7 protein-coding genes are annotated in these 5,806 nt (G+C 36.8%); 6 read left to right on the top strand and 1 reads right to left on the bottom strand.

The genetic code is table 11. The features are described from left to right. The 6 genes from MVY38_RS00880 to MVY38_RS00855 all read left to right on the top strand — a co-directional run. A partial coding sequence (locus tag MVY38_RS00880; RefSeq protein WP_297482415.1) for a HAMP domain-containing sensor histidine kinase occupies nucleotides 1-705 on the top strand: 705 nt, incomplete at its 5' end. Between the two features lie 78 nt (nucleotides 706-783). Continuing rightward, nucleotides 784-1,635, top strand: coding sequence for an acetylglutamate kinase (gene argB / locus MVY38_RS00875; RefSeq protein WP_297482412.1), 852 nt, complete (start codon nucleotides 784-786; stop codon nucleotides 1,633-1,635). Beyond that, nucleotides 1,632-1,856 carry a hypothetical protein gene (locus MVY38_RS00870; RefSeq protein ID WP_297482409.1) on the top strand — a complete coding sequence of 75 codons (225 nt, stop codon included), beginning with the start codon at nucleotides 1,632-1,634 and terminating at the stop codon, nucleotides 1,854-1,856. The genes argB and MVY38_RS00870 overlap by 4 nt, the downstream gene beginning before the upstream one ends. Further along, on the top strand, nucleotides 1,853-2,881 hold the full coding sequence (locus tag MVY38_RS00865; protein ID WP_297482407.1) for a phosphagen kinase: 1,029 nt from the start codon (nucleotides 1,853-1,855) through the stop codon (nucleotides 2,879-2,881). The genes MVY38_RS00870 and MVY38_RS00865 overlap by 4 nt, the downstream gene beginning before the upstream one ends. 15 nt (nucleotides 2,882-2,896) lie before the next feature. Further along, entirely contained in the window at nucleotides 2,897-3,973 is a 1,077-nt protein-coding gene (locus tag MVY38_RS00860; protein WP_297482404.1) for a DUF1611 domain-containing protein, read from the top strand. Beyond that, nucleotides 3,973-5,052, top strand: coding sequence for an alanine/ornithine racemase family PLP-dependent enzyme (locus MVY38_RS00855; protein ID WP_297482400.1), 1,080 nt, complete (start codon nucleotides 3,973-3,975; stop codon nucleotides 5,050-5,052). The genes MVY38_RS00860 and MVY38_RS00855 overlap by 1 nt, the downstream gene beginning before the upstream one ends. Here MVY38_RS00855 and MVY38_RS00850 read toward each other — a convergent pair. Then, nucleotides 5,024-5,806: HAMP domain-containing sensor histidine kinase (locus MVY38_RS00850; RefSeq protein ID WP_297482397.1), on the bottom strand; the 783-nt coding region annotated here is incomplete at its 5' end. The genes MVY38_RS00855 and MVY38_RS00850 overlap by 29 nt on opposite strands.

Here is a 5,806-nt window from a genome sequence, read left to right as displayed (position 1 = left end):
GAATATCTTATGATGCAACAATCAAAAATGGCTTCTATGGGTGAGATGATAGGGCATATCGCCCATCAATGGCGTCAGCCATTAGCACAACTTGGGGGTATTTTTATGAACTTAGAATCTGCATATGCCTTTGATGAACTCGATGAGAAATATCTAAAAGTCCGTTTGCAAAAAGCGAATGAAATAATAAAATATATGTCAACGACTATTGATGATTTTAGACTTTTTTTTAGTCCAAACAGAGTTGATGAAAAATTTGACTTGGTACTCTGCATACAAAAAGCTATTCAAATAGTTTCAGCGGCACTTGATTATTATCATATTAGCGTTCATTTTGATGCAAAACCCAATACCTATTTTATACAAGGTTCTGACAGTGAGTTTTCACAGGTTATACTTAACTTGCTTAATAACTCTAAAGATGCACTTGCCGTTCAAACGCAGCCAAGGAGAATAAACATAGATATAAGCGATAAAGATGGTGGACTTGTTGTGCAGTTTTGTGATAATGGCGGGGGTATTGAGTTTGGTATCTTGCCAAAAATATTTAAACCTTATACTAGTACAAAATATGAAGATGGTGGTACCGGCATAGGTCTTTATATGTCGCAACTTATTGTAGAGCAGAAAATGAATGGCAAAATCATTGCATACAATACAGAGATTGGTGCCTGCTTTAAACTTACTCTTCCCCAACGAAAATAAAACTACATTTCACAACTCTTACATTTTTATAAACTATAATCAAACAACTGAAAAGATTTTACGATTTAAAGAATATATATGAAACAAAAAATTAACCAAGTAAGAGTGCTTCTTGATGCTTTGCCATACATAAAACGATATGCAAATCAGATATTTGTTATTAAGTATGGCGGTTCAGCGCAGATAACTCCTGAACTTAAAGAGAAGTTTGCAAGAGATATTGTACTGATGTATTTGGTGGGTATTAAGCCTGTTGTTATACATGGTGGTGGTAGAGCCATTGGAGATATGTTAGAGCGTCTTAAAATCGGGTCTCATTTTATAGATGGCTTGCGCGTAACAGATGAAAAGGTGATGGAAGTAGTTGAAATGGTTCTCTCTGGAAGTATTAACAAAGAGATTACTGCTTTGCTGAATGAATATGGTGCAAAGGCTATAGGTATAAGTGGTAAAGATGCTTCAATGCTTGAAGCCAAACCAATAGATATGCAAAAATACGGCTATGTGGGAGAACTTACAAAAGTAGATCCGCAAGTGATTAATAAGCTCATAGCTGAAAAATTTATTCCTGTCATTGCACCTGTAGCATCATCAAATGAAAATGGACATCCTGGATTTAATATAAATGCAGATATTGCCGCAGGTCACATCGCGGCTAGCCTCAAGGCACGAAAAATTATTTTTATGACCGACACGCCAGGTGTAATGAACAGTGAAAAAGAGATTATTCATACACTAAATGAAGAGCAAATTAAGACTCTCAAAGCTAATGGCGTTATAGATGGAGGTATGATTCCAAAAGTAGATGCTTGCCTTGATGCTGTGAATGGTGGTGTCATGAAAGCTCACATAATTGATGGGAGAATTGAACATGCATTGCTACTTGAAATCTTTACAAGTGAGGGGGTTGGAACGGTGATAAAATCATGAGTCAAACTGTACTTTTACAGCAATGTGAAGCTATCATTTCTGATGAGATGCAAAACTTGCAAAAGCTTTATAAGGCTTTTGAAGTAATTCAAGAGATGGAGCTTTATAAGCAAGGATATGAGGATTTTTCAAGCTACTGCATAGAGCGTTGGAATATAAATACTACTCAAGTGTTACAAAATAACTTGATGATTAATTTTATTAAAAAGGACAAACAATGAACTACCCAAATTTTCCAAAAGATTGCAAATCTCTTCTTTGCAAATATCTAACACCTGAAGTATTTGAAGCACTTAAAGATAAAAAAACTTCTAATGGTTTTACGCTTGAACAAGCTATTAATTCGGGTGTGAAAAATATTGATAGTGGCATAGGTGTTTATGCCGGTGACAAAGAGTCTTATGATGTTTTTGATAAACTTTTTGACCCTATCATTGAGGAGTATCACGGATTTTCTAAAACAGATTCTCATAAAAGTAATTTGAATCCAGATGATTTGAATGCTCCAAATCCTGACCCTGATAATGCGTTTATTTTATCTACTCGTATTCGTGTTGGAAGAAATATGGACAATATGCCTCTTGGTACTGCTATATCAAAAGAGCAACGCGACCATGTAGAATCGAGTGTTGTTGCTGGTCTTAATACTCTTGAGGGTGAATTAGAGGGTAACTATTATCCACTTTTAGGAATGTCAAAAGAGGTGCAAAACTCACTGATTAAAGATCACTTTTTGTTTAAAGAGGGCGATCGCTTTTTAGATGCTGCTGGACTCAATCGTGATTGGCCTGCAGGTCGCGGAATTTATCACAATAATGATAAAACATTTTTAGTTTGGGTCAATGAAGAGGATCAACTTCGTATTATTTCTATGCAACAGGGTGGAGATATAAAAGAGGTTTTTAGTCGTCTTGTCAATGCAATTAAGAGTATTGAAACGAAAGTGCCTTTTTCATATAGTGAGCATCTAGGTTACATTACAAGTTGTCCGACAAATCTAGGTACTGCAATGAGAGCAAGTGTTCACATTGCTCTGCCAAAACTTGCAAAAGATATGGAAACATTTAAAGCTATTACGGACAAATACCATCTCCAAATTCGTGGAATTAACGGTGAACACAGCGAAAGTGAGGGTGGCGTTTATGACATTAGCAATCGAAGACGCTTAGGTATAACAGAAGTTCAAGCCGTTCAAGATATGCATGATGGTGTTGTCGCATTGATAGCAAAAGAGAAAGATATATAAATCTTAAGGATAAGAATGAAAAAAGCAACAGCAGTTGTGTATAGTGAAGGATTTTTTACTCAGATGGACGGAAAGACAGCCAATGGGCTTGTCCGTCACTCTGAGCGATATGAAATAATTGGTGTTATAGATAGTCAATTTGCCGGACAAGATGCGGGTGAAGTATTGGATGGCATTGCAAATGGTATTATGATTTTTAAAAATTTAGATGATGCTCTAAATTCTCTCTCAAAAAAACCACAAACATTTATTTATGGTATTGCGCCATTAACTGGTGATTTTTCTGATGGTGATATTGATTTAATGGAACGAGCCATGAGCAAGGGATTAAGCATTGTTAGTGGTATGCATCGTTTTTTAAGTGATGATAAAGCATTTATGAAAAAGGCTAAACAGTATGGTGTAAGTGTTACAGATGTGCGAAAATATGAGGGAAAAAATTTGCGTCGTGTTTTTACAGGAGAAATTCTCAAAGTAACTGCACCTCGAATAGCTGTTCTTGGAACAGATGGTGCCATCGGCAAACGAACTACAGCTACCATCGTGACTCAAGCTCTCATTAAAACAGGCTACAAGGCAGTAATGATTTCAACAGGACAAACGGGTCTTATGCAAGGCGCTAAATACGGTGCGCCTATGGATGCGATACAGGGACATTTCGCTGCTGGCGTTGTTGAGGGGGAAATACTCCGAGCTTGGGATGTAGAACAACCCGATATTTTCATTATTGAAGGACAAGGGGCTTTAACCCATCCCGCTTATCTGAGTTCATGTGCTATCAGCCGTGGATCACAGGCAAATAGTGTGATTTTACAACATGCACCAATGCGTAAAAATATGGGTGATTATCCAGATTTTCCAATACCAAAACTTGAGGATGCTATTAAACTCAATGAGATGTTTACCAATGTACCAGTGTTAGCAATCACTTTAAATCATGAAGATATGGATGAAGTTATGATTGATAAAATAATTGAAGAGTATAAGAGCAGTTATAAAAGAGCAGTAACAGATGTTTTAACGCGAGATACTAAATGCATCATAGATGCTATTGAGACACAATTTCCTGAACTTTTGAAGAAAAAGAAATAGTGAGAACACCTTATATTGAAATAGATTTAAACAAAATTGCTCACAATGCATCTCGCATCAAAGAGATGTGGGGAGAAGTTGGTATTGAAGTGATGGGAATTGATAAAGTAAATCTTGGAGAAGTGCATATTGCACAGACACTTGTGGATGCTGGCATTACCTTACTTGGTGATTCACGCATCGAGGATATTATTCGTATGAAAAAAGCTGGAGTCGATGCAACTTTTTGTCTCATTCGCACTCCTTTTCTCTCGGATGTCAAAAGGGTAGTTCGTTATGCAGATATCTCTCTTAATACAGAGTTTGTAGTTATAAAAGCCTTGAATAAAGAAGCAATCAAACAGAAAAAAAAGCATAAGGTCATTCTTATGGTGGAGATGGGCGATAGAAGAGAGGGGATACTTCCTGAAGAGCTTCATGATAATGTCGAAATAATTCTCCGACTTTCTAATATTGAACTGATTGGAATTGGTGCAAACTTTGCCTGCTTTGGTGGCATAAAGCCAAATCAAGAGAAAATGAACCATCTTTCACTTCTAGCCGATATGATTGAACAGCAATTTGAGATTAAACTCTCAATAATTTCAGGTGGAAATTCTGCTAACTTTATCTGGCTTGAGGAAAACGGTCGTCCAAAAAGAGTGAACAATGTGCGATTGGGCGAATCAATTTTTTTGGGGGTTGAAACTCTTTATAGAAATAAAATAGAAGGGCTTTATCAGGATGCTTTTAAAATTGTGGCAGAAGTAATAGAGGCAAAACGAAAACCCTCTTTACCAAACGGAGAGATGGCACTCAATGCCTTTGGCGAAATAGCACATTTTGAAGATAGAGGAATTATTCCCCGTGTCATTCTTGGTCTTGGTCGAGAAGATGTTGCCATCGATGGATTGACACCACAAATTGATGTCGATATTTTGGGCGGTAGCAGCGATCATCTGATTTTAGATGCTAAACAAAGTGAACTTAAAGTAGGAGATACTGTCATTTTTTTTCCAAACTATTCCGCACTGCTCTCTGCCATGACCTCGCCATTTATGCACAAAAAATTTATAAGAGAAAGGGAAAGAAGAGTTTAAACTCACTTCCTTTTTCAAGTTCGGAGCTTACTACTACTTTGATGTTGTACGCATCACAAATCTGTTTGACTATGTTTAGACCGACTCCAAAACCACCTGCAATATCAGATTCTCTTTTATAGAGTTCAAAAATGGCATTGAGTTTCTCTTTTGATATGCCAACTCCCTCATCTTTTATACTGAAGTACTCTGGGGTGAGCGTTATGCTTATGGTCGTGTTTGGCATAGAGTATTTGATGGCATTTGAGATAAGGTTTGAAAAGAGCAGCTCGGCGCGGGCAGGAATGATGTTAAATGTTACATCTTCAAGTGAGCTTTGTATCTCAATATGTTTGGCATTAGTAAGCTCTTCATAGTAACGAATGTTTTGCTGGAGTATCTCTTTGAGGTTTACCTGCTCACTCTCTTGAGTTTTTTGTTTGAAGTTTAAAAAGGTGAGCGATTTGTAGATGCTCTCAAGCTGTTTGGTACTTATAGAGATGTTTGTAAGTATCTTTTTATCATACACCTCTTTTTTTATGGCTCTGCTTGCACTCATTTTTAGCGCCGTTATTGGGGTATTAAGCTCATGTGAGACATCTTGAATGAAGCCCTCTATTTGGCTCATTCTATTATGCAATGGTTTCATAAAGAGTTTGGCAAGAAAAAAGGAGATAAGTACGATAAATATAAAGCTAATACCCATAACAGTAATGACTTGCGTTTGCAGAGTGTGTAGCTTTGTGAAGTAGCTTTTTGTACGCACTACTACATA

This window comes from Sulfurimonas sp., assembly GCF_027056685.1.
Classification (GTDB): Bacteria; Campylobacterota; Campylobacteria; order Campylobacterales; family Sulfurimonadaceae; genus Sulfurimonas.
The sequence above is the reverse complement of the archived record's forward strand: the minus strand, read 5'-3'. Positions and strand labels throughout refer to the sequence as shown.